22 protein-coding genes and 1 pseudogene are annotated in these 21,145 nt (G+C 63.2%); 16 read left to right on the top strand and 7 right to left on the bottom strand.

Annotated features, from left to right (window positions below):
• The first annotated feature begins 83 nt into the window (after positions 1–83).
• Entirely contained in the window at positions 84–1,067 is a 984-nt protein-coding gene (gene hemC, locus E8A46_RS00675) for a hydroxymethylbilane synthase (RefSeq protein ID WP_291556122.1), read from the top strand.
• Between the two features lie 3 nt (positions 1,068–1,070).
• Here the strand turns inward: hemC and hemE are convergent, their stop codons facing one another.
• Positions 1,071–2,042, bottom strand: a complete 972-nt coding sequence (hemE, locus tag E8A46_RS00670; RefSeq protein ID WP_291556163.1) for a uroporphyrinogen decarboxylase — start codon at positions 2,040–2,042, stop codon at positions 1,071–1,073.
• A gap of 278 nt (positions 2,043–2,320) precedes the next feature.
• Between hemE and E8A46_RS00665 the strand changes: the two genes are divergently transcribed.
• From E8A46_RS00665 to E8A46_RS00650, 4 genes are all read left to right on the top strand, one after another.
• Positions 2,321–2,536 carry a hypothetical protein gene (locus E8A46_RS00665; RefSeq protein ID WP_291556121.1) on the top strand — a complete coding sequence of 72 codons (216 nt, stop codon included), beginning with the start codon at positions 2,321–2,323 and terminating at the stop codon, positions 2,534–2,536.
• A 41-nt stretch (positions 2,537–2,577) separates the two neighbouring features.
• Positions 2,578–2,712, top strand: coding sequence for a hypothetical protein (locus E8A46_RS00660; protein WP_291556119.1), 135 nt, complete (start codon positions 2,578–2,580; stop codon positions 2,710–2,712).
• Positions 2,713–2,802: 90 nt separating this feature from the next.
• The gene (locus tag E8A46_RS00655; protein ID WP_291556117.1) at positions 2,803–3,075 is read left to right on the top strand and encodes a hypothetical protein; all 273 of its coding nucleotides are present in this window, start codon (positions 2,803–2,805) and stop codon (positions 3,073–3,075) included.
• Positions 3,076–3,343: 268 nt separating this feature from the next.
• The gene (locus E8A46_RS00650; RefSeq protein ID WP_291556114.1) at positions 3,344–5,245 is read left to right on the top strand and encodes a diguanylate cyclase; all 1,902 of its coding nucleotides are present in this window, start codon (positions 3,344–3,346) and stop codon (positions 5,243–5,245) included.
• Between the two features lie 39 nt (positions 5,246–5,284).
• Here the strand turns inward: E8A46_RS00650 and E8A46_RS00645 are convergent, their stop codons facing one another.
• Together E8A46_RS00645 and E8A46_RS00640 are read right to left on the bottom strand one after the other, a co-directional pair.
• Positions 5,285–5,500, bottom strand: coding sequence for a SlyX family protein (locus E8A46_RS00645; protein ID WP_291556112.1), 216 nt, complete (start codon positions 5,498–5,500; stop codon positions 5,285–5,287).
• Positions 5,493–6,245, bottom strand: coding sequence for a rhodanese-related sulfurtransferase (locus E8A46_RS00640; RefSeq protein ID WP_291556110.1), 753 nt, complete (start codon positions 6,243–6,245; stop codon positions 5,493–5,495). The genes E8A46_RS00645 and E8A46_RS00640 overlap by 8 nt, the downstream gene beginning before the upstream one ends.
• Before the next feature lie 195 nt (positions 6,246–6,440).
• Here E8A46_RS00640 and ggt point away from each other — a divergent pair, with 195 nt between their 5' ends.
• Positions 6,441–8,024, top strand: coding sequence for a gamma-glutamyltransferase (gene ggt / locus E8A46_RS00635; protein WP_291556108.1), 1,584 nt, complete (start codon positions 6,441–6,443; stop codon positions 8,022–8,024).
• A gap of 44 nt (positions 8,025–8,068) precedes the next feature.
• Positions 8,069–8,530, top strand: coding sequence for an FKBP-type peptidyl-prolyl cis-trans isomerase (locus E8A46_RS00630; RefSeq protein ID WP_291556161.1), 462 nt, complete (start codon positions 8,069–8,071; stop codon positions 8,528–8,530).
• Between the two features lie 82 nt (positions 8,531–8,612).
• Here the strand turns inward: E8A46_RS00630 and E8A46_RS00625 are convergent, their stop codons facing one another.
• Complete coding sequence (locus tag E8A46_RS00625; RefSeq protein WP_291556107.1) at positions 8,613–8,828, bottom strand: CsbD family protein; 216 nt, start codon at positions 8,826–8,828, stop codon at positions 8,613–8,615.
• Between the two features lie 126 nt (positions 8,829–8,954).
• On the opposite strand from E8A46_RS00625, the gene E8A46_RS00620 reads away from it, so the two are divergent.
• The 3 genes and pseudogenes from E8A46_RS00620 to E8A46_RS00610 all read left to right on the top strand — a co-directional run.
• Entirely contained in the window at positions 8,955–9,491 is a 537-nt protein-coding gene (locus E8A46_RS00620) for a cupin domain-containing protein (protein ID WP_291556105.1), read from the top strand.
• 183 nt (positions 9,492–9,674) lie between these two features.
• A complete protein-coding gene (locus E8A46_RS00615) occupies positions 9,675–10,700 on the top strand; it encodes an alpha/beta fold hydrolase (RefSeq protein ID WP_291556103.1) in 1,026 nt (341 codons plus the stop codon).
• A 218-nt stretch (positions 10,701–10,918) separates the two neighbouring features.
• Positions 10,919–11,320 (top strand): annotated as a pseudogene (locus E8A46_RS00610) (VOC family protein); the annotation flags it as partial.
• A 46-nt stretch (positions 11,321–11,366) separates the two neighbouring features.
• On the opposite strand, the gene E8A46_RS00605 reads toward E8A46_RS00610, so the two are convergent.
• Complete coding sequence (locus E8A46_RS00605; RefSeq protein WP_291556101.1) at positions 11,367–12,440, bottom strand: hypothetical protein; 1,074 nt, start codon at positions 12,438–12,440, stop codon at positions 11,367–11,369.
• A gap of 2 nt (positions 12,441–12,442) precedes the next feature.
• Positions 12,443–13,165, bottom strand: coding sequence for a FecR family protein (locus E8A46_RS00600; protein WP_291556099.1), 723 nt, complete (start codon positions 13,163–13,165; stop codon positions 12,443–12,445).
• 182 nt (positions 13,166–13,347) lie between these two features.
• On the opposite strand from E8A46_RS00600, the gene E8A46_RS00595 reads away from it, so the two are divergent.
• Positions 13,348–14,652 (top strand): phospholipid carrier-dependent glycosyltransferase, encoded by a 1,305-nt coding sequence (locus E8A46_RS00595; protein ID WP_291556159.1) that lies wholly within the window; start codon positions 13,348–13,350, stop codon positions 14,650–14,652.
• 48 nt (positions 14,653–14,700) lie between these two features.
• Here E8A46_RS00595 and E8A46_RS00590 read toward each other — a convergent pair whose 3' ends face one another.
• Positions 14,701–15,342, bottom strand: coding sequence for an OmpA family protein (locus E8A46_RS00590; RefSeq protein ID WP_291556098.1), 642 nt, complete (start codon positions 15,340–15,342; stop codon positions 14,701–14,703).
• Positions 15,343–15,708: 366 nt separating this feature from the next.
• Between E8A46_RS00590 and E8A46_RS00585 the strand changes: the two genes are divergently transcribed.
• The 5 genes from E8A46_RS00585 to E8A46_RS00565 all read left to right on the top strand — a co-directional run.
• A complete protein-coding gene (locus E8A46_RS00585) occupies positions 15,709–15,966 on the top strand; it encodes a hypothetical protein (RefSeq protein ID WP_291556096.1) in 258 nt (85 codons plus the stop codon).
• Positions 15,967–16,022: 56 nt separating this feature from the next.
• Positions 16,023–17,189 carry a crosslink repair DNA glycosylase YcaQ family protein gene (locus tag E8A46_RS00580; RefSeq protein ID WP_291556094.1) on the top strand — a complete coding sequence of 389 codons (1,167 nt, stop codon included), beginning with the start codon at positions 16,023–16,025 and terminating at the stop codon, positions 17,187–17,189.
• Between the two features lie 154 nt (positions 17,190–17,343).
• A complete protein-coding gene (locus E8A46_RS00575; protein ID WP_291556091.1) occupies positions 17,344–18,675 on the top strand; it encodes an MFS transporter in 1,332 nt (443 codons plus the stop codon).
• Between the two features lie 234 nt (positions 18,676–18,909).
• Positions 18,910–20,016, top strand: coding sequence for an efflux RND transporter periplasmic adaptor subunit (locus E8A46_RS00570; protein WP_291556089.1), 1,107 nt, complete (start codon positions 18,910–18,912; stop codon positions 20,014–20,016).
• A 158-nt stretch (positions 20,017–20,174) separates the two neighbouring features.
• Positions 20,175–21,145: efflux RND transporter permease subunit (locus tag E8A46_RS00565; protein WP_291556088.1), on the top strand; the 971-nt coding region annotated here is incomplete at its 3' end.

Raw genomic sequence — 21,145 nt, 5'->3', positions numbered from 1 at the left:
GTTTGCATTCCGGCATCGCCGCGTTCTATCTTCCAGGCCCAAGATCTGCCGCGATTCCTGCGGGAGCACCGATCGGAGCGTTAATGGCGGCAACTCGACTACGGATCGGCACGCGCAAGAGCACCATGGCGCTTGCCCAGACCGAGGAAATTGCCCGGCGTCTCGCCGCGGCGGTTCCCGGTCTCGATGTCGAAATCGTCAAGTTCGAAACCACCGGCGATTCCGACCAGACCAGCAAGCTCCTGCAGCATGGCGGCAAGGGCGGCGCATTCGTGGCTGAGATTCGCGATGCCGTCCGGTCGGGAAAATTGCACGCCGCGATGCATTCGCTCAAGGACATGCCGGGCAACGAGGACACCCCGGGACTGGTGATCGGCGCGACATTGACGCGCGACCCGCCCGGCGACGTTCTGGTGCTGCGGCCGGGGGTCTCGATCGAGGAATTCAGGCGTTCGCGCGGCAAGGGCTTCAAGATCGGCACCAATGCGGTGCGGCGCGCGGCCTATGCGCGCCGGCTGTTTCCGCACGTCGAGGTCATTCACTATCGCGGCGCCGCCGACACCCGCGTGCGCAAGCTCGATCATCTGGAAAAGCAGCGGCTTCCCGGCGGCGGCGAGGCTGGTCCTGCGGACGCGCTGATCATGGCGCGCTCCGGGCTGGAACGCGTTGGCCTCGCCGGCCGCATCGCCTTTGAATTTTCGGTCCAGGAGATGCTGCCGGCGGTCGGGCAGGGGATCGTCGCGGTGGAATGCGCCGCCCTTGACTGGCCAACGCGGGGTATTCTGGCTGCCGTCGACGACGCCGCCGCGCACCGCAGCGCCGACGCCGAGCGCGAGGTGCTGTGGGTGCTCAACGGCCACTGCAACTCGCCGATCGCGGGATTTTCCACCATTGAGGGCGCGCAGATGACGCTGACTGCCTCGGTGCTGGATGAAGCCGGCGGCCTGTTCATCGAGGCCTCGCGCTCCGGGCCCGCCGACCGGCCGCGTGAACTCGGCCGCGCGGTCGGGCTTGAGCTTTTACAAAAGGGTGCAGCCGCGATCATCGAACGCAGCCGGCCGGTGTAGTCTCTATCCCTTGTACGCCCGCACCCGCTTCAGCATCTGCTCGACATGTGCGATCGGGGTTTCCGGTTGGATGCCATGGCCGAGGTTGAAGATCAGCCGGCCTTTGGCGTAGTTCGCAAGCACGTCATCGACCGCCTGGTCGAGTGCGGCGCCGCCGGCAATCAGCGCCAGCGGATCGAGATTGCCCTGGATGGCGACGCGGTTCTGCACGCGCTCGCGGATCAACGATGGCTCCGCCGCCCAGTCGATACTGACGGCATCGACGCCGGTCGCTTCCACATATCCCGGCAGCAGCGCCCCGGCCCCGCGGGGAAAGCCGATGATCTTCGCATCAGGAACTTGTTTGCGCACGCCCTCGACAATTCGGCGGGCCGGCTCGATCGACCAGCGCGCAAATTCGCGCGGCGGCAGCACCCCCGCCCAGGTATCGAAGATCTGCAATACGTCGGCGCCGGCCTTAAGCTGCCCCAGCAGGTACTGGATCGAGTTCTCGACCAGCACGTCGATGATGTCAGCGAACGCCTCGGGGTGGCGATAGGCCATCAGCCGCGCCGGCGCCTGATCCGGCGTGCCTTGCCCGGCCACCATGTAGGTCGCGACCGTCCATGGCGCGCCACAGAAGCCGATCAGTGCGATTTTGGGATCGAGCTCGCGGCGGACGCGGCGCAGTGCCTCGTAGACCGGTTCAAGTTTGGCGAAGTCGGCATGCGATGCCAGCGTTTTGACTTGCTCCGGCGTGTCCAAGGGATCGAGTCGCGGACCTTCGCCGACCTCGAATCTCACGGCGCGGCCAAGCGCGAAGGGAATGACGAGAATATCCGAGAAGATGATCGCGGCATCGAAGTTGAAACGGCGGATCGGCTGCAGGGTTACTTCGGCGGCGTATTCCGGCGTGAAGCAAAGATCGAGAAAGCCGCCGGCCTTGAGCCGCAGCTCGCGATATTCCGGCAAATAACGGCCCGCCTGCCGCATCATCCAGACCGGCGGCACCGGCTGCCTCTGGCCGGAAAGCACTTCAACGAAGGGTTTAATGGGATGATTCTGGGTCAAAGGCGATTCCGCTGGGGTAATCCGGATGCGACGTGCCGCCCCTGATACACTGCGGACGCCGACCAGGCCAACACAAGATCGCCAATCTGGCCGTGCCCGCCATTGGGTGACATGCCGGCCGGGCTGCCGATCGGGTCGCTTTGACGGCATTGCCGCGGGAACGTCGCTGTGGTGGCCGCGTTAACTCGGCATGGAGGCCGAACATGCCCGAGAAATTCAATCCAGCGGCACATGACAAGCATGCCGCCGATCCCCGTGACGCCGTTTTGGCCGACCGGGACACCCATGCGGGACTGGAGGCCGGCCTGATCGGCAGCTTTCCGGCATCCGATCCCGTGAGCGCGGCGCAGCCGGCGCCGTCAAAGCCATCAGGCGAAGCTGCAACACTCTGGGACAAGGTTCGGGCGGTGTTTCGATAGATTAACGATCGATTCGAGGGTACGCCCGCCAAAGGCACCAAATGAACCGGGACTTCAATCACGCCGCCAACGACTCCCCGCGAAGCGGGAGTTCGAAACAAGCTACGCCCGTGATATGGGGCGCGATCGTCGTGGCGCTGGTCGCCATCGCGATCTGGTTTGCGATGGAGCCGTGAAATCATTACGGCGGATCGATCGTCTCGCTGGAACCATTCCAGCCGGCCGGGATTGGCTCCCTGATAATTCACAGATTTCAGGAGCACGAAATGATCAAGCGTCTTGCAGTGATCGCTGTCGCAGCGGTCGGTATTTGCGTCGCCATGCCGGCTGGCGCGGAAGAAATCGGTGTGGGCATCGGTCCGGCCGGCGTAACCGTCGGAACCGGCCATGACCGCGATCGCGATCGCGACCGCGACCGTGATGTTGTCCGGGAGCGTGACCACAGGGATCGTGACGACGCTGTCGTGATCAGGAGGGGTGGCGATCGCGACCGGGATATGGATCACGATCGAAGGCCTGTGATCATCGACCGTCAGTGATACGTCAGCGACCCTGCTATTGATGGCGAGCGGCCTCCTTGCGGAGGCCGTTCGCTTTTGTCGGGCGGTTCCTTTTTTCGTCATTGATGGCTTGCGCACAGCGTTTGCCAGGCCGAGGGCCGAAGGCGTCGGAAAGGCGCCATCAGACCCCCGTAAGACTACGGAGTTTTCCGTAAAATACGCCAATGCTGCTCATTGCCGTGTTCTGTTTCAGAGATAAATAAGACGTGCGTGGGACTTTCCTGGTCTTCCCGAGAGTTCCATCGCGATGAAAGCTGCCTTTTTCAAAACCGGCCTGAATCGTCTTCCGTTTCGGGCGGCGGCGTTCGTTGCGCTGGTTTGCGTCGCCATTCTCGGCATGAGCGGCTGGGGCGAGTGGAGCGCGCGCGACGCCAGCATGCAGGCGGCGGAAGTGGAGTTGGTCAATCTGGCGCGATCGCTGACGCAGCACGCCGAAGATAGTTTCGACATCCTGGACAACAGTATTACCGGTTCGGTCAGTCGCCTCGAGACGGAGGGAACCGACCCCGACACGCTGGCGAAGCTCAGAGCGCTCTTGCTTCTGCGCAAGGCCGCCTCAACGCGTATCCACGGCATCTTCGTCTACGACGAGAACGGCGACTGGCTTACGTCGTCCGGCCCGATGGGCGGCAACATCGGCGATCGCAGCTATTTTCAACATCACAAGCAATCGCCGGAGCGCGATGCATTCATAGGACACCCGGTCAAGGGCAAGGTCGATGGCGAGTGGATCACGACCGTGTCGCGGCGTTTCAATCATCCCGACGGCAGCTTTGCCGGTGTGGTAATCGCTGCCGTCAGCGCCGGTTATTTTTCCGAGTTTTATCGGCAATTCAACATTGGCACCGATGGCGCTGCCGCGTTGGTGAGCGCCGACGGCGTGGTGATGGCGCGCAGTCCCGACGACGGCAGCTACGTCGGACGAGACGTGTCGGGCGGATCGCTGTTCGTCGGCATCCGCTCCCAAGGATCGTCGGGGGTGCACTATTTTCGGTCATTTCTGGATGGATTCCAGCGTCTGGGCGCCTACCAGCGGAGCAGCCGTTACCCATTCGTCGTTGTGGCGACGAGGGCGCAGGACGAGGTGCTGGCGCCGTGGCGCCGCGCCGCCATCGTCCGGGTGTTATTTGTCCTGAGTCTGGTCGTGCTCATTGCGGTGATGGGGTTTTACCTGGTCCGGCAATTGCTGCAGGGGCAGCGGATGGCGGCGGCGCTGGCCGCCAAGGAAGAGAGTTTCCGCGTGCTGGCGGAAGGGTCGAGCGACATGGTGACCCGCGTCGGGCTGGATGGGCAGGTCCAGTACGCATCGCCGTCGTCGGTCCGTATCGTGGGCTGGGCGCCCGACCAACTGCTCGGAACGTCCGCGCTCGCCCGCGTCAATCCTGAGGATTTGCCCCGCATTGAGAAGCTGGTCGCTGCCTTGAAACGCGGCGAGACCGAGGAAGCGCGCATCACCTACCGCACCCGCCACCGGGAAAAATCCGAGATCTGGGTCGAATCGACGCTGCGCATCACGCGCAATGTCAGCGGCAGGATCGATGGCGCGGTGGTGATCTCGCGCGATATGACCCAGCAGAAGTATATGGAGGACAGGCTTGCGACGCTTGCCACCGAAGACAGTCTGACAGGCCTCGCCAACCGCCGCCGTTTCGACGAGCGTCTGGAGCAGGAGTGGGCGAGAGCCTATCGCGAGCGTACATGCCTGGCGCTGCTGATGATCGATCTCGATCATTTCAAGACATACAACGACGAGTATGGTCATCCGGCGGGCGATGAGTGTTTGCGCGTCGTTACCAGGATCATGGCTGCGGAAGCCCAGCGGGCTGCGGACGTCACCGCGCGGTATGGCGGCGAAGAGTTCGCACTGCTGTTACCCAATACGGACGCGGCCGCCTGTGCGCGGATCGGGGAACGGATCCGTTGCGCGATTCTGAAAGCCGGGATACCGCACGCGCTGAACCAGCCGTCCGGAGTGGTCACCGTCAGTCTTGGCGGGGCGATATGCCAGCCAGCCGGCGAAAGGTCGGCCACAAGCGCTTCGCTGATAGAGGCTGCCGACCAGGCGCTCTATGCCGCGAAGGACGGTGGCCGCAATCGATTGGTGATGGCGGCGCAGGCCATAAGGCTGGTTACATCCGCCGTGGGTTGACGAGCAGGAAAAGCGCGGGTCCGGTTCGACGTCGCGACCTCAGTAATGCGGCGGCGGTTCGTTCGCGGCGCCCGGCACTTGCGTCTCGGCCTCCTGCAGGCGCTCGTTCAGATTGACGAGCTGGCGCGTCAGCGCGTCGATCTTGAGCCATTGCTCGGTGATGGTCTTGTTCAGCGTCTCGATGGCTTCATCCTGAAACATCAGCCGGGTCTCCAGCGTATCGATGCGGTCGCTGAGCGTCTTGATGTCACTCATCGCAATCGGGCCCCCTTCCGCGCTCCCGCAAGCCGTGGCCGAGCGCGACGGGTTCGTCGAAGACAAAGCATTCGCCGCGCCATCGGCTCTGCGATTGCGGTGTGCCTTCCAGATATTTCAGAATGCCGCCCTTGAGGTGATAGACCTCGGCAAAGCCGCGCGACAGCAGATAGCTGGAGGCCTTTTCGCAGCGGATCCCGCCGGTGCAGAACATCGCGACCTTGCGATGCTTCCCGGGATCGAGATGGCGAGCGGCAAAAGCCTTGAATTGCCCAAAACTCCTGATCCCGGGATCGACGGCGCCTTCGAACGTGCCCATCGCCACCTCGAATGCATTGCGGGTGTCGATCAGGAGCGTATCCGGTGCTGCGATCAATTCGTTCCAGTCGGCGGGGTCGACATAGATGCCGACCTGCCGCGTCGGGTCGGTTTCACGGTCGCCGAGGGTTACAATCTCCTTTTTCAGCCGGACCTTCAGGCGCTGAAACGGCATCGCCGAGGCGGTCGAGAATTTCAGTTCGAGATGGTCGAGCCTGCCGCCGAACAGCTCGCCGTTGCCCAACGCATTGACCAGTTCGCCGACCGCCGCAGCACTTCCCGCCAGCGTGCCGTTGATGCCTTCATGGGCCAGCAACACGCTGCCCTTGAGCCCGAGCCCGGCGCAAAGCGCCCGCAGCGGGTCGCGCAGCTCGCGAAAATCCGGCAGCGCGGCGAATTGATAGAAGGCGGCGACCTTGCAGGGCATGTCGGTGGTCTATCAGGGGGGCGGCGCAGGGGAAAGGCCGGGACTGGTCTGATATCAAGCTATGCATCCCAAGCATTGCCCAGCACCGGCTGAATGTGCCAAGTAACCCCCGGCAAGCCTGCGCCGGATATCGGCCGAGGAAAATCCAAGAGAACGTAAAATCCAAGAGAACAGCGACAAAGTGAGCAATTTGGCATGAGGAATTTCCATCTCGCCGGTCGGTCGACGGTCCACGCCCAGAACGCCATGGTGGCGACGTCGCATCCGCTGGCGGCGCTGACGGCAATCGAGGTGCTGCGTGCCGGCGGGACCGCCGCGGACGGCGCGGTAGCGGCGTGCGCGCTGCTCGGCGTGATCGAGCCGCAATCCACCGGGATCGGCGGCGATTGCTTCGCGCTGATCCAGCCCAAGGGCGAGGGCAAGATCGTTGCCTATAACGGCTCCGGCCGCGCGCCGATGGCCGCGAAGGCCGAATGGTACCTCGAGCGCAACATGCACGCGATCCCGCTGACCTCGGCGCACGCCGTCAGCATCCCCGGCGCGGTCGATGCCTGGGCCACCATTCTGCGCGACCACGGCAAGCTTGGGCTCGATACCCTGCTGCAGCCCGCGATCAAGGCCGCCGAGGATGGCTATATCGTCGCGCCCCGTATCGCGTTCGACTGGAAGAATGGTTTCGAAAAACTGAAAAAGGGCACCAACACCGAGCGCTATCTGCTGCCGCGCGGCAAGCCGGCGGTGGCCGGCGACGTCATCAGGCAGCCTGAACTCGGGCAGACGCTGCGGGCGATCGCCAAGGGCGGCCGCGACGCGTTCTACAAGGGCGCGATCGCCGACGACATGGTCGAGACCTTGCGCGGCATCGGCGGCCTGCACACCGCGGACGACTTCGCGCGCCACAGCACCGAAACCACGGCGCCGATCGGCACCATGTACAAGGGCCTCGACGTCTGGCAGTGCCCGCCGAACGGGCCGGGCATCACCATGCTGGTGATGCTGAACATCCTGTCGCGTTTCGATCTCGCGAAATTCCCGGCGATCAGCGTCGAGCGGTTCCATCTCGAAGCCGAGGCCGCGCGGGTCGCCTATATGATGCGCGAGCAGCGTATCGGCGATCCCGCCTTTGTCGATGTCGACGTGGCCGGGATATTGAAGGAATTCGCCGACGAATATGCCCCCAGGATCCGCATGGACCGGGTGCTCGATTTGCCGAAAGTGTCGCCGCCGATGAATCCTTCGACGGTTTACATCACGGTGGTGGACAAGGATCGCAACGTCTGCTCGTTCATCAATTCGATCGCGCACTCCTTCGGTTCGGCGATCGTCTCGAACAAGACCGGCGTTCTCCTGCAGAATCGCGGCGCCGGTTTCCGCATTCAGCCCGGCCATCCCAACTGCATCGCGCCGGGCAAGCGGCCGCTGCACACCATCATTCCCGCGCTGGCCACCAGAAACGGCCGCGCGGTGATGCCGTACGGCGTGATGGGCGGGCAGTACCAGCCGGTCGGGCAGGTTCATGTGCTGACCAATATGCTCGACTATGGCTGCGACGTGCAGGAAGCGATCGATATGCCGCGCGGTCTGCATTATGAAAATGTCTATCAGCTTGAAGACGGCGTGCCTGCCGAAATCGTCGAGGGACTCAGGAAGCTTGGACATCAGACCACCAGCGTGATCCCGCCGCTCGGCGGCGGGCAGGCGATCTGGATCGACTGGGACAAGGGCACGTTGACCGGCGGTTCCGATCCGCGCAAGGACGGCTGCGCGCTCGGATATTGAGCGAACCGTCTGCCACCTCTCCCTTTGCTACAAGGAGCCGAATGATGCGACGCTTGCAGTTTCGAAGTCTCTCGATCGCCTTTGCCATCGCCATGGCTGGCGTCTTTCTCTTCACAGCATCAACCACAGCAACGGCCCAGACCGCAGGAAAAACCATGACCACAGCTTCAGGCTTGCAGATTATCGATAGCCAGGTCGGCACCGGCGCTTCGCCCAAGCCCGGCCAGATCTGCGTGATGCATTATACCGGCTGGCTTTACGAGGACGGCAAGAAGGGCAAGAAATTCGACAGCTCGGTCGACCGCAACGAGCCGTTCGAATTTCCGATCGGACAACGCAAGGTGATCGGCGGCTGGGACGAAGGCGTCGCCACCATGAAGGTCGGCGGCAAGCGCACCTTGATCATTCCGCCCGCGCTGGGCTACGGCGCCCGCGGCGCCGGCGGCGTTATTCCGCCGAACGCAACGCTGATGTTCGACGTCGAATTGCTCGACGTGAAGGGTTAATTTTTGCCCAAGAAAAAAGACCGGTCCAACGGACCGGTCTTTCGATTTGTCTTTGACTCGATTTGTCCTCGGCGTGCGCCAATCAGAGATTCTTGTTGGCCGCGGCGGCCGCCTTGTTGACGGCATCCTTGGTGGCTTCCTTGGCGTCGCCGACGGCCTTCTGGCCCTTGCCCTTGATTTCCTGAACGGCGCCTTCGCCCTGCAATCTGTCGGAACCAACGGCTTCACCGACGCCTTGCTTGGCCTTGCCAATGGCTTCGTTGGTGGTGCCTTTAACCTTGTCTGCGGTGCTACCCATGAAACTCTCCTTGCCAAGTCGTTGAGCAGGGATAAGTCCCGGGCGGATCAAATGTTCCCCTGTCGTCTGGTCTGTGACCGCGGTTTTCTGTAGCGTTCGCGGCAAGATAAACTGGAAAGCAGCGTCATGACGAACCCTCACGATCATACCCATTCCGATCATTCCCATGCTGATCATTCGCATGATCACGGCGACGCCGAGCGCTGGAAGCACGATGGCGTCCGCGTGATCCCCGGCGACCAGCTCGATCCCAACGTGCCCTCGACCGCGGGCATGGACCGCAAGGCGGCGATCAATTTCGCCCGGGTCGGCGCGCAGAAATTGTGGGCCGGCACCGTGACCATCAAGCCCGACGCCAAGACCGGCGCGCATCATCACGGCCATCTCGAGAGCATCATCTACGTCGTCAAGGGCAAGGCGCGGATGCGCTGGGGCGAGCATCTGCAATTCACCGCGGAGGCGGGTCCCGGCGACTTCATCTTCATTCCGCCCTATGTGCCGCATCAGGAAATCAACGCCAGCCGCGACGAAGTCCTGGAATGCGTGCTGGTGCGCAGCGACGGCCAGGCGGTCGCGATCAATCTGGACATCGAGCCGGTCGAGAAGCCGGAAACCGTGCTGTGGGTCGATCCGGTGCACCGCGATCCGGCGGAGACGAGGTAGCTCCGGCGCATGCGATCCTGCGGCCCCGCCCTGCAACGCAGGGTGGCTTCCGGGTGAAGGGGCTGTCTGCTACATTGACCCGCTCTTGGGACTTCCAATAAAGCGTGAGACTTCGAACCGAAGCAGCGCTGCAGTGCCGCAAAGAAATCCACAAGATCAAGAACCTGTGATCGGAGAGGAAACGTGAAAGAACTCAACCAATCGCTGGGGCGGCGCGCCGTCATCAAGGGCGCGGGCCTGGGCCTCGTTGCCGGGGGTATCTCCGCTGCGCTGCCTGCGCAAAACGCCGGCGCGGCAACGGAAGGCGGCGAGATCTGGAGCAGCGAATACTGGACCAAGAAGGGCGACGTGCCGTTGTGGATGTTTCGCAAGCGGGTCGGCGCGCCCAAGGCCGGCGAGCCATCGCGGCCGGTCCTGTTCCTGGTTCACGGCTCCTCGGTCACGTCGCGGGCGTTCGATCTCAATGTGCCGGGCCACGGCGAATATTCCGTGATGAATGCGTTCGCGCGCTATGGGTTTGACGTCTGGACCATGGATCACGAGAATTACGGAAAATCGGGGCGCACCTCCGGCAACTCCGACGTCAAGAGCGGCGTCGAGGATTTGAAGGTGGCGATGGAACTCGTCGCCCGCGAGACCGGCCGGCAGAAATACCATTTCCTCGGCGAGTCCTCCGGCGCGCTTCGCGCCGGCGCCTATGCCATGGCCGCGCCCGATCGCGTCGACCGTCTGGTGCTGGCCGCGTTCACCTACAAGGGCGATGGATCGCCGACACTGGCCAAGCGCGCCGAGCAGGTCGATTATTACCGCACCCACAACATGCGCAAGCGCGACCGCGAGATGATTCGATCGATTGCGACCCGCGATAAACCCGGCACCAGCGATCTTGCCGCCGTCGAAGCGCTCGCGGATGCGGAGATGCAATTCGGCGACCAGATTCCCACCGGCACCTACCTCGATATGACAGCCAATATGCCGGTGGTGTTTCCGCAGAAGGTGCTTGCGCCGGTGCTGCTGATCAGCGGTCAGTATGACGGCAACGCTACCGTTGCTGACCTTGAGGAGTTCTACAATCTGCTCCCCAATGGTGACCGGCAACTCGTCATCCTTCCCGGTACCGCCCATTCGCTGACCATTGCCACCAACCGGCAATTGTTCTGGCACGCGGCCAACGCGTTCCTCACCATGCCGGCGCCGCTGGTGACCTGAGAGCCTGACTTTTCGGCATTCCGGCCTGGTCCGAACGATCAGGCCGGAGGTGCAATTATAGACCGGTGAATCCTTACGGATTCCCGGTTCGCTCGTTGCACGAGCGCCGCCCATGTATCGCTTCCGACGTGATTGAACCCTGAGTCGCGATACCCGCGAAGCGGGCGCGGAGGAGCTGGACCGGGTATCAAGAAATCGGCCGAAAAATAATCGGACCCCTGTCGGATTGCCGTGCCCCCGTTCGTCCTTCGGGCCAGTCCACCCAAACGACTTCGATCACACCGTTCCTCTGGTTCGATAACAACGTCCCCGAGGCTGTCGCCTTCTACAAATCGGTATTTCCCAATGCCAGGGTCGAAACCGTCAACGACTTCATGGCGACCTTCGAGCTCGAGGGGCAGAGGTTCAACGCCCTCAATGGCGGTCCGAAGTTCAAGTTCAACGAGGCGATCTCCTTCTTTATCAGCGTCGAGAGCCAGCAAGAGGTGGACTACTTCTGGAACAAACTGATCGCCGACGGCGGCGAGGAATCCAGATGCGGATGGCTCAAGGACAAATTCGGGCTGTCCTGGCAGGTTGTGCCGACGGCGCTAAGCCGTTACCTGAGCGATCCCGATCGCGACAAGGCCTATGCCGGCTGATCGCGAATAATCTTCACGGGATGGCCTAGTAGTTGAACCGCAGCCCGACGCCGCCGTGCACGGTGTTGCCGACCGGTTGCGGTCCCAGCGTGCCGTTGACGAAGAGGTCGGCGGCCCAGCCCTGGGTGATGCGGAACCCGAGGCGGCCGCCATATTCGAACCAGCTCTGGTTTCCGATCGTCGGCACCACGAGGCCGTCGCCGGTGACGGTGGCAACAATGCCGGAATGGTTCGCAAACGACTGCACGAAGCCGCCGTTGATGTTGGCTTCGACGCTGCTGCCGAACAGATGGGTCCACTGTCCGCCGGCCTTGACCAGGTTGGTTCGATCGGTGCCGGTGGCGATCATGGCGTTGAAGGGATCGAAGGCCGCCGCAGGGTCGCTGTAACCGTTGACCCGCTGCCACAACTGCCAGACCTCGACCGATGCTGCGACCTCGTCGCGCGGCGAGAGCCGGCTGATCCAGCCCGCCCTTCCGTAGATCCCGTAATCGCTGCTGTTGGTCGAACTGTCCAGCGAAGTCGCGCCGAGGCTCGTCACGTAGCCGCGGCTGTAGCGCACCTTCTCGAACGGCGACAGGATCGCGCCGAGGTCGAAGAACGGCCGTGACGATCCCCAGTCGGTGAAATCGTAGCGCAGCGCGAATGCGCCGATCGGCGCGCTGGTCACGCTGTATCCGCCCTCGCTGAACTGGGTGTAGGCGATGCCCGCCAGCAGCGACAGATTCGGGGTGATTTCCTTGCGGCCGTGAATGCCGGCCGAAAACGACCCTGCCGAGCCGAACGCGCTGACGCAGTCGCTACAATTGACCTGTTCGTTGACGCCCAGCAGCACCGTGCCCAGGACCCGATTGGTGATCATCTGGTTGAAGCGCTGGTTGGCCAGGCCATTGATCGATCCGCCGCTGGAATTCGCGCCGGTCGGCGACGGCGACGGGATTGGCGTCGGCGAAGGCGACGGGCTCGGCGATGGACTAGGCGACGGTGAGGGCGAGGGGCTTTGGGCGAACGCGGGAACGGTCTGCACCGCGATCAGCACGAGCGCGATCGCCGCGGTCAGCGCGGCCGATGCGACGAGGTTCCGCGACAATCCGGCCATCGTCAGCGCCCGCACAGCATGCCTGTGGGATCGCTGCCGTCATCGACCGAAGGCGTTGCCGCAGGCGTGGCATCGGCATATCGCGTGACGGTGCACAGCCCCGCCGCCGCCGCGCAGTTCGCCGCGAAGCTCCAGGGTGGGGTGGCGAGCTTCCGGATCGTGACCTTGCCGCCCGTGGAGGTAACGACGGCGGTGTCGCCGGGGTGCGTCAGCTCGGTGCATTGACCGCCGATGGCGCAAACCCGCGCCGCGCCTTCCTGCAGCACCACGGTGGTATTGCTCCGCTGCGACCGGACATCGAAGATGGTGCCGCGCACGCCGATGGTCGCGATCGAAGTCGTGATTTTGTAGGCCGCCTTTTCCGATTGTCCGGTGACAAAACGAAATGCGCCGCTCGTCAACCTGATCGCGATGTCGCGATAGCTGTGCTCGTCGTCGAAGACGGTGCGGTCGAGCTTGAGGGTTGCATTGGGGCCGAGCGACAGGTTGGTGTTATCAGCCATCACCAGCCGGGCCGCGCTGTCGAGACCGGTGCGCACGACCTCATCGCGCAACAGGCCGTCGCCGACATTGATCTGGCTGCTCGCCGATCCCGTGACGCGGACGACCTGATTCTGAATCACCGCCGCTTCACCGACCCGCGTTTGCGCGTGAGCGGAGCCGGCCGCGAGCCCCGCGGCCAGGCCAAGCGCGGAGACATGGAGAACGCCGTGACGCCAATTCATCAGACTGCCGATCGATTATCCCGTTCATCGTACCGGATCGCGCCAGCGAGCTATGTTGCAAATCTACCACAAGCGGCGCGTTACGGCCCGATGCTTCGTCGCCGCGAAATCGAAATGCGTTCAATGCGATGGACTTTAAAATCTTGTCCGCCCACACTCAAAAGCCGCAACGCCATCAATTCGTGAACCTCGTGCCAAAATCATCTTCTGTTCCCGCTCTTTCGACCGCGCGGAACGCCATTATTGCGATCGTCATTTTCTTCGTGACGCACTTCGCGCTTCTGGTCGGCGTCGGCACGCCTGACAAATTCTATTTCGACGAAGTGCACTACGTGCCCGCCGCACGGCAAATGCTGGCGCCCGCGACGTCGGCGCCGATGCTCAACCCGATGCATCCGCCGCTGGCGAAACAACTGATCGCGCTGTCGATCCGGGGTTTCGGGGATAACCCGCTGGGCTGGCGCTATCCCGGCGTGCTGTTCGGATCACTTGCCATCGTTGCCGTGTATCTCTGCGGGCTCGTGTTATTTGCGGCCCAGGGCCCCGCGGTCGCTGCCGCGCTGCTCGCCTTTTTCAACCAGATGGTGTTCGTGCAGTCGCGGATCGCGATGCTGGATATTTTCGCCCTGGCGTTTGGTCTGTTTGCGATCGCCGCGTTCATGCACGGCTTCCGCAAGCCGCGGCCGCAGCTCTGGTTCGCCCTCGCCGGACTGGCCGCCGGCCTCTCGACCGCCTGCAAATGGAGCGGATTGTTCGTGCTCGCAACCTGCATCGTCATCGTCGCCGCGATCCGGCTGATGCAGGGCTGGCGCACGCGGTTCGCCGATGGCAGCATCGATGACTGGTACCGGCCCGATCTCTGGCATGATTTCAAATCCTGGCATTTCGCCATTTGCTTTGTGCTTGTTCCGGCGGTGGTTTATCTCGCGACCTTCGTTCCGCTCTACGGATTGTCGCTTTCCGATCTGGTGGAAGCGCAACGCCGGATCTTCGGCGACAACACCACGACCGCGATCGCGGGCCACACCTATATGAGCGCGTGGCCGTCATGGCCGTTTCTGGTGCGGCCGGTCTGGTTTCTGTTCGACAAGATCGGCGACGACCGGATTTCGGCCATCGTCCAGCTCGGCAATCCCTTGGTGCTGTGGCCGGCGTTGCCGGCGCTCGCGGTCTGTCTGCGCGACTGGATCGTGGCGCGCCGATATGATGCGTTTCTGATCCTGGCGTTCTATTTCGGGCTCTACCTTGCATGGGCGCTGCTGCCGCGCACGCTCGGATTTCTGTATTATTACCTGCCCTCGGCAACGGTCGCGAGCCTGGCGCTGGTATATGTTCTGAGGCGGGGCAACAGTCCGCGCTGGCTGTTGTGGGCCTTCGTCGCGGTCGCATTCGCCGGCTTCGCCGCGATGCTGCCGATCTCGGCCGGGTTCGTGGGAACGTCGATGCAGACGTTCAACCGGCTGATGATTTTCCAGAACTGGATCTGAACCGCATGGCCGCCTGCCTCACGCGGGCAGGGCGGCAGGTGGCGACGCTCACTTCGACGCGGTCTTGCTGTCCATATTGACGACCTGCACGCGGCGGTTGATCGGGTCCATCGGCGCGTTCGGATCGACGGGCTTGGTCTTGCCATAGCCGACGGTGATGAGATCGGTGCCGTTGATGCCGTATCTGTCGGAGAGGTACCGCTTGATCGTGTCGGCGCGGCGCTCGGAGAGATCTTGGTTGTAGGCTTCCCCGCCGATCGCATCGGTGTGGCCGGCGACCACGAAGGTCGAATCCTTGAGGCTCGGATTCGAGAGCGCCTTGCCGAGTTCCTGCACCGAGGCCAACGAGGCCTTGCTGATCTCGGCCGAATTGTAGTCGAACTGGATGTTGAGATCGATCTTCGGCTTGGTCGACGCGATTTCCGCGATCTGCTCGCGCTCGCCGAGCGAGAGCGATCGGGTCTTTCGGTTGCGCAAGCCGTCGACGAAGCTGATCTCCCTGGCCTTGACCGAGGGATCAACCTGCGGCGCGGCCGTCAGGCCGCGCGTCAGCGGTTTCGGCTGCAACGCTTCGAGGATTTGGTCCGCTGAGACATTATTGTCGGCAGCGATGGCAAGGCCGGCCGTCATCGACAGCGCGGCAGCAAGCGTCATCGCCGCTAGGCCGGAAAATCCGAGATGGCTGGTCATGGTCGCAATCCTCGCTGTGACGCCTGATAGCGTTTGGATGCTCGAACCTTACGGTGGGTTCAATGCTGCGGATGTGATTTTGGTCACATTGACGCAACCAAGCCGACCGGCTTCCGGGGCGCTCCGGGTTCCCGGGCTTTGGCTGGGCCTTTTGCGGTCCGATGCTATGCCAATGAAATCCAGGAAGCCGGCAGCGGCCCCCGGTCGCAAAGCCGTCGCGCCAGCGCCGGCCTGCGAACAAAGAATCGGCCAGATGCGTTTCTATAAAAAATTCCGTGGCGTAGAGGCGTAGAATAGAGTGAGCGAATCAACCTGACCCTGTTTCAAACACCGAAAAGACATAACGAGTATCAGGGGCATCGTCCGGTGGCATCGGGGAACGTGGGAACCTCGTTATCGGTGTTGATCGGCTCGGCCATCATCGCCGCCGCGATCCTGCTGTCCACGCTGATTACGGCGGTGGGCACGCGGTTCGTCGGCATGGAGAGTTCCACCGACGACAATGTATGGCTGATCGACCGCCTGACAGGCAGCGTTTACAGGTGCAAGGCGCCTGAACGCGGCAAGGCGGCATGCGATGCGGAGGTCGCGACGGGGAGCATCGCCGAGCCGTCGAAGCGGTGAACGCCCGGCGATTTTACGGCGCTTGAAATCGGCGAATCCGGCTACATTGCCGGACAATGTCCCGCGCCGACCCATCTTTTTCCCTGACCAAGGCCGCGGCCAGGCATATCTGGCTGCGCGCCCAGCGGCTCGATTCCGAGGCGCCGTTCGGCGAAGGGCCGCAAGCGACGGCGGCGGCGGTCGAACACCTCGGTTATGTGCAGATCGACACCATCCATGTGATCGAGCGCTGCCATCATCATATTCTCTGGAACCGGATTCCCGAATATCGGCGCGCCGATCTGCGTCAGGCCCAGAGCGTCGACAAGAGCGTGTTCGAATATTGGACCCACGCGCTGTCCTATGTGCCGGCGAGGGATTTCCGGTTCTTCATGCCGGCCATGAAGCTTCACCGGCGCGAGGGCCACAAATGGTTCGGCGAGGTCACGCCGGCGAATTTGCGCAAGGTGATGCGGCTTCTCAAGAAAGACGGCGCGCTGACCATTCGCGACATCGACGACGACGTGCTGGTGGACAAGGTGCATGCCTGGGCCAGCCGCAAGCCGTCGAAGCGGGCGCTGCAACTGGCGTTCTACGAAGGCCGGGTCACGATCTCTGAGCGCAACGGCATGCTCAAGACCTACGAGCTGATGGAGCGTCACTTCGGCTGGGACAGCCCGCCGAAACCCGCCTCGGCGCGCGAGATCACGGGCTATCTGCTCGACCGCGCGCTTCGTGCGCAAGGGCTCGTGAGCCTGGACTCCATCTGCCATCTCGACGCGCCGAGCAAGCCGGCCGTGCGGCGGCTGATCGAGGCCAGGGTTCGCCGCCGCGAACTGGTGCCGGTCGCGCTCGAGGGCGCCGGCAAGCAGCAGCATTGGGCGCTGCCGGAGACGCTTGAGACCACAGGTGGGACGTCAGCCGAACCCGTGCACATCCTCTCGCCGTTCGATCCGCTGATCATCCAGCGCAAGCGGACGCAGCTTTTCTTCGACTACCAACATTGCTTCGAGGCCTATGTGCCGAAGGAAAAACGGCGCTTCGGCTATTTCGCGCTGCCGGTCCTGGTCGGTGACGTCATCGTCGCCGCGATCGATCTCAAGACCGATCGCCAGATGCGGAAACTGCTGCTGCAGAAATGGAACTGGATTGGTGCTGCCGCGCCAAAAGGCGCACGCAAGGATCTCAAGCGCCGGATCGAGGAGGAGCTGCATCGCTTCGAGCGGTTTCAGCTCGCGGAGTGAATTTCCGCAGCAAGGCGAACGGCTGCGCGCCCCCGCGCATTGAGGTCCACGCCCGGCGAATGCGCTTTTGCCGCAAATCCATTGACTCCTTGCCGGCGATGCTCAAAACCCCGTTTAATTGCCACCACAAGAAAATGCTTTGGGGAGAACACTGATGTCCGCTACCACCGTCACCGCGCCCGGCGTCGCCAAGAGCGAACTCGAGACCTCGACGATCCGCGCGATCTCGTGGCGCCTCATTCCATTTCTGGTGCTGGCGTATTTCTTTTCCTATCTCGACCGCGTCAATCTCGGCTTCGCCGCGCTGACCATGAATGCCGAGCTGAAATTCTCCCCGATCATCTTCGCCTGGGGCGCCGGCATCTTCTTCATCGGCTATTTCATTTTCGAGGTGCCGAGCAACCTGGCGCTGGAAAAATTCGGCGCCAGCCGCTGGATCGCGCGGATCATGGTGACCTGGGGCATCATCTCGGCGCTGATGGCGCTGGTGTCGGGCGTCTGGAGCTTTTATGCGCTGCGCTTCCTGCTTGGCGTCGCCGAAGCCGGATTCTTCCCGGGCATCATTCTCTATCTGACCTACTGGTACCCGGCGGAATATCGCGCGCGCTTTCTCGCCACTTTCGCCATCGCCGTTCCGATGTCCTCCGTGATCGGTGCGCCGATCTCGGGCCTGCTGCTCGGGCTCGACGGCGCCATGGGCCTGAAAGGCTGGCAATGGCTTTTCGTCATCGAGGGCGTTCCCTCGGTGCTGCTCGGCATTATCAGCTGGTTCTATCTCACCGACCGGCCGGCCAAGGCCGATTGGCTGACACCTGCGCAGAAGGCCTGGCTCTCCACAAAGCTGGAAAGCGAGGCCGCCGCCAAGCGGGCCGCGCACCATCTCACGCTGGGGCAGGCCTTGTCGTCACCCCGGGTGATCACGCTGAGCCTGATCTATTTCGGATTCGTCGGCGCGCTCTATGGCATGGGGTTCTGGCTGCCGCAGATCGTCAAGGCGTTCGGCTTTTCCAACGCGCAGACCGGTTTCGTTACCGCGGTGCCCTATCTGTTCGGCACCGTGGCGATGATCCTGTGGGCGCGGCATTCGGATGCGACGCGCGAGCGCGTGATGCATGTCGGCCTGCCGCTGCTGTTGACCGCGGCGGCGCTCGGCGTCTGCGGTTACATGGACGATCCTTACGTCACCATGGTTGCGCTGATCGTGGCCGCGATCGGCATCTTCTGCACCTTCGCGGTGTTCTGGACCTTGCCGACCGCCTGGCTCTCGGGAACGGCGGCGGCCGGCGCGATCGCGCTGATCAATTCAATCGGCAACCTCGCCGGCTTCGGCGGGCCCTATCTGATCGGCTGGGTCAAGGAAGCCACCGGCTCGACCTCGACCGGTCTGTTGGTGCTGGCGGTGCTGCCGCTGATCGGCGGACTTTTGGTGTTTCTCGGGGGCCACGAGACCAGGGTGGAATTCGCCGAAGCGGGTAAGGTCAAGTAGTCCGCCGTCGCGCCTGCGAACGAACGCCGGGGGAGATAGGCCGCGGCCCGGCGTTTTGCGGCATCCGCGGGCGGCTTTCGCAAGACTTTGGCCGGTGATTGGGGTCCTTGGGGTCGCAGCGACGACCCCCCGGGGTATCACTTAACGCTCACGAAATCATGATCAGTGATGAATGTTGACAATCGTCACTAAACAATCGACATTCCCTCTCACGCTTAATCGAGGGAAGCTGTCATGCTCGGTCGTTCCATTTTTGCAGGCTATTCCAGGCTCTTAGCTGGCTTGTCGCTGGCGCTGGTCGCAATTGCTCTGACCGGCTGCAACGACCAGGTCGCCGAGAAACCGGCCCCGTCACGGCCGGTCCTGGTCGCCACGGTGCATTATGAGGCGGAGTCTCCCGAGCGCAGTTTCGTCGGCACCATCAAGCCCCGGATCGAGACCGATATGGGGTTCCGGGTGCCCGGCAAGGTCGCCCGGCGTCTGGTCGAGGTCGGCCAGACCGTCGATGTCGGCCAGCCGCTGGCCACGCTCGACGAAGTCGATCTGAAACTGCAGGCCGAGCAGGCCGAGGCCGAATTCCGCGCCGCCACCGGCGTGCTGGCGCAGGCGGGCGCCGCCGAGCAGCGCGCCAGGGATCTGCGCGCCAAGGGCTGGGCCACCGACGCGCAGCTGGATCAGGCCAAGGCCGCCGCCGACGAGGCGCGTGCGCGCCTCAATCGCGCCGAGCGCTCGGTCGAACTCACCAGGAACTCGCTGTCTTACGCGACCCTGGTCGCCGACACCCGCGGCGTCGTCACCGCGACCCTGATCGATGCCGGACAGGTCGTCGCCTCCGGGCAGACCGCCATTCGTGTCGCGCGCTTTGCCGAAAAGGAAGCCGTCGTCGCCATCCCGGAGACGCTGGTCGGACGCGCCAAGGAAGGTGTCGCGACGGTGTCGCTGTGGTCCGAGCCGAACCGGAAATATGCCGCCAAGCTGCGTGAGGTCGCGCCGTCGGCCGATCCCGCGACGCGAACCTATCTGGCGAAGTTTTCGCTGCCGGACGCCGGCGAGGACGTCTCGCTCGGCATGACCGCGACGCTGACGCTTGCCGATTCCTTGACCGAGCGCGTGGCGCGGCTGCCCTTGTCCTCGCTGTACAGCCAGGGCGGCGATCCCTCGCTCTATATCGTCGACGACAAGGGCGAAGTGGTGCTGAAGCCGGTGGTGGTCAAATCCTACGAAACCAACTGCGTCGTCATCTCCGGCGGCGTCGATGAGGGCGCGAAAATCGTCGTGCTTGGCGTGCAGAAACTCGATCCGACCCAGAAGGTCCGGGTCGTGTCGTCGTTGTCATTCTAAGTCCGTCATTGCGAGGAGCCAACGGGTCGCGCGAATGCGCGCCCGATGACAGGCTCCGCGACGAAGCAATCCATACTTTCCCTGAGGCACGATGGATTGCTTCGCTTCGCTCGCAATGACGACGTAACGGACACAGATTTGGAATTTTGGAGGGTACGATGAAGCGCTTCAATCTTTCGGGCTGGGCGGTCAGCCATCCCGCGCTTATTCTGTTCCTGGTGATTGCGCTGGGCGCAGCCGGCTTCTTTTCCTACCGGCAGCTTGGCCGCGCCGAGGATCCCTTCTTCACCGTCAAGGTGGTGAACGTTTCGGCGATCTGGCCGGGTGCCACGGCCGCCGAGATGCAGGCGCAGGTCGCCGACCCCATCGAGAAGAAGCTGCAGGAGCTGCCCTATTTCGAAAAGGTGCAGACCTATTCGAAGCCGTCGTTCACCGCGATGCAGGTCACGTTCCGGGATTCGACCCCGCCCAAGGAAGTGCCGTATCTGTTCTATATGCTGCGCAAGAAACTGGTCGACGTGCAGGGCCAGTTGCCCGCCGGCCTGCTTGGCCCCGTCGTCAACGACGAATTCTCCGACGTCGATTCCATCCTCTACATGATGACCAGCGACGGCGCCGATTATGCGCAGTTGAAGAAAGCCGCCGAAGGCATGCGCCAGCGCCTGCTGAAGGTGCCCGGCGTCACCAAGGTCGACATGTACGGCACCCAGGACGAGAAGATCTTCGTCGAGTTCTCGCATGCCAAGCTGGCGACGCTCGGCATCACGCCGCAGGCGCTGTTTGATTCGCTCGCCAAGCAGAACAATGTCGTGCCGGCCGGCACCGTGGAAACCTCCTCACAGCGCGTGCCGTTGCGCGTCACCGGCGCGCTCGATGGCGTCAAGGCCGTGGCGGAGACGCCGGTCGAGAGCAATGGCCGGGTATTTCGTTTGGGCGATATCGCCAGCGTGACCCACGGCTTCGTCGATCCGCCGAGCTTCGTGGTGCGTCAGGAAGGCAAGCCCGCGATCGGCATCGGCGTGGTCACCGCCAAGGGTGCCAACATTCTGGAGCTCGGCAAGGACGTTGCCGCCGCCACCGCGGAATTCATGAAGGCGGTGCCGCAGGGCATCAATGTCGACCGCATCGC

The organism is Bradyrhizobium sp. (genome assembly GCF_004799445.1).
Classification (GTDB): Bacteria; Pseudomonadota; Alphaproteobacteria; order Rhizobiales; family Xanthobacteraceae; genus Bradyrhizobium.
The sequence above is the reverse complement of the archived record's forward strand: the minus strand, read 5'-3'. Positions and strand labels throughout refer to the sequence as shown.

Bases quoted from the DNA above. Each gene is read 5' to 3' on its own strand.
- E8A46_RS00645 (WP_291556112.1), bottom strand. From the start codon at position 5,500: ATGAGTGACATCAAGACGCTCAGCGACCGCATCGATACGCTGGAGACC.
- E8A46_RS00660 (WP_291556119.1), top strand. From the start codon at position 2,578: ATGAACCGGGACTTCAATCACGCCGCCAACGACTCCCCGCGAAGCGGG.
- E8A46_RS00650 (WP_291556114.1), top strand. From the start codon at position 3,344: ATGAAAGCTGCCTTTTTCAAAACCGGCCTGAATCGTCTTCCGTTTCGG.
- E8A46_RS00655 (WP_291556117.1), top strand. From the start codon at position 2,803: ATGATCAAGCGTCTTGCAGTGATCGCTGTCGCAGCGGTCGGTATTTGC.
- E8A46_RS00605 (WP_291556101.1), bottom strand. From the start codon at position 12,440: ATGGCCGGATTGTCGCGGAACCTCGTCGCATCGGCCGCGCTGACCGCG.
- E8A46_RS00580 (WP_291556094.1), top strand. From the start codon at position 16,023: ATGTCCCGCGCCGACCCATCTTTTTCCCTGACCAAGGCCGCGGCCAGG.
- E8A46_RS00600 (WP_291556099.1), bottom strand. From the start codon at position 13,165: ATGAATTGGCGTCACGGCGTTCTCCATGTCTCCGCGCTTGGCCTGGCC.
- E8A46_RS00590 (WP_291556098.1), bottom strand. From the start codon at position 15,342: ATGACCAGCCATCTCGGATTTTCCGGCCTAGCGGCGATGACGCTTGCT.
- E8A46_RS00570 (WP_291556089.1), top strand. From the start codon at position 18,910: ATGCTCGGTCGTTCCATTTTTGCAGGCTATTCCAGGCTCTTAGCTGGC.
- E8A46_RS00630 (WP_291556161.1), top strand. From the start codon at position 8,069: ATGCGACGCTTGCAGTTTCGAAGTCTCTCGATCGCCTTTGCCATCGCC.
- hemC (WP_291556122.1), top strand. From the start codon at position 84: ATGGCGGCAACTCGACTACGGATCGGCACGCGCAAGAGCACCATGGCG.
- E8A46_RS00640 (WP_291556110.1), bottom strand. From the start codon at position 6,245: ATGCCCTGCAAGGTCGCCGCCTTCTATCAATTCGCCGCGCTGCCGGAT.
- E8A46_RS00665 (WP_291556121.1), top strand. From the start codon at position 2,321: ATGCCCGAGAAATTCAATCCAGCGGCACATGACAAGCATGCCGCCGAT.
- ggt (WP_291556108.1), top strand. From the start codon at position 6,441: ATGAGGAATTTCCATCTCGCCGGTCGGTCGACGGTCCACGCCCAGAAC.
- hemE (WP_291556163.1), bottom strand. From the start codon at position 2,042: ATGATGCGGCAGGCGGGCCGTTATTTGCCGGAATATCGCGAGCTGCGG.
- E8A46_RS00625 (WP_291556107.1), bottom strand. From the start codon at position 8,828: ATGGGTAGCACCGCAGACAAGGTTAAAGGCACCACCAACGAAGCCATT.
- E8A46_RS00575 (WP_291556091.1), top strand. From the start codon at position 17,344: ATGTCCGCTACCACCGTCACCGCGCCCGGCGTCGCCAAGAGCGAACTC.
- E8A46_RS00620 (WP_291556105.1), top strand. From the start codon at position 8,955: ATGACGAACCCTCACGATCATACCCATTCCGATCATTCCCATGCTGAT.